Source organism: Oleiphilus sp. HI0086 (genome assembly GCF_001635225.1).
This window is the reverse complement of the sequence record NZ_LWFZ01001304.1, coordinates 1-635: the sequence shown is the minus strand read 5'-3', so window position 1 is coordinate 635 and position 635 is coordinate 1. Positions and strand designations below refer to the sequence as shown.

Genomic DNA, 635 nt, shown 5'->3' with positions numbered 1-635 from the left:
TTTTATATAGTCATCCATGAACAAAGACTTGCAGCCAAATTGGTCATATGACCTCGAATCAAAAATTTCGACATCACGCAACACACCGTACTTTTCAAGAAGCGCACTGACAGTTTCTGCATCCTTCGTCGTTACAACAACAACATTCGAATTGTTATTTATTAAGTCTATGAAGCCATTAGCACCTTCATAAAAGTGATTTAAATCAAGCCATTCATCCCAGAAATGATTTCTAACAACTTGTCGCGTAGCAAAAAATCTATCCTGGAAAACCCTAGCTTCGTCTCCTGCTTCATTTGGCAACATATCTAGAAATTGGACGTCCTTCTCTTCGTCCAAACACTTTAATAGATAATAGTAATTCCACGCGGGACCAATATGACAACGCTGTTCGAGAAACCTCCTGCAATGCTCACTATTCAAGTCTACGTCAGAAAGTTTCTGAGATTTTTTAGTCGCAAGCATAGCCATAGCATATGCTTCTTTAGCCGAATCTACGATTACACCATCAAAGTCCAGAAATATAACACTCTCATTTTGAGTTTTAGACTCATTGCTCTGATAAATCCCCATTAAATCACGAGCAATTTCATAGTCTTCGTATTCATCTATATCGATGCCCGCAATCTTGGAAA

The 635-nt window shown here is 38.3% G+C and carries 1 protein-coding gene; it reads right to left on the bottom strand.

Going from position 1 to position 635, the window contains the following annotated elements:
- Nucleotides 1-635, bottom strand: a 635-nt coding sequence (locus A3756_RS28180; protein WP_197481473.1) for a hypothetical protein, incomplete at both ends; no start/stop codon positions are given.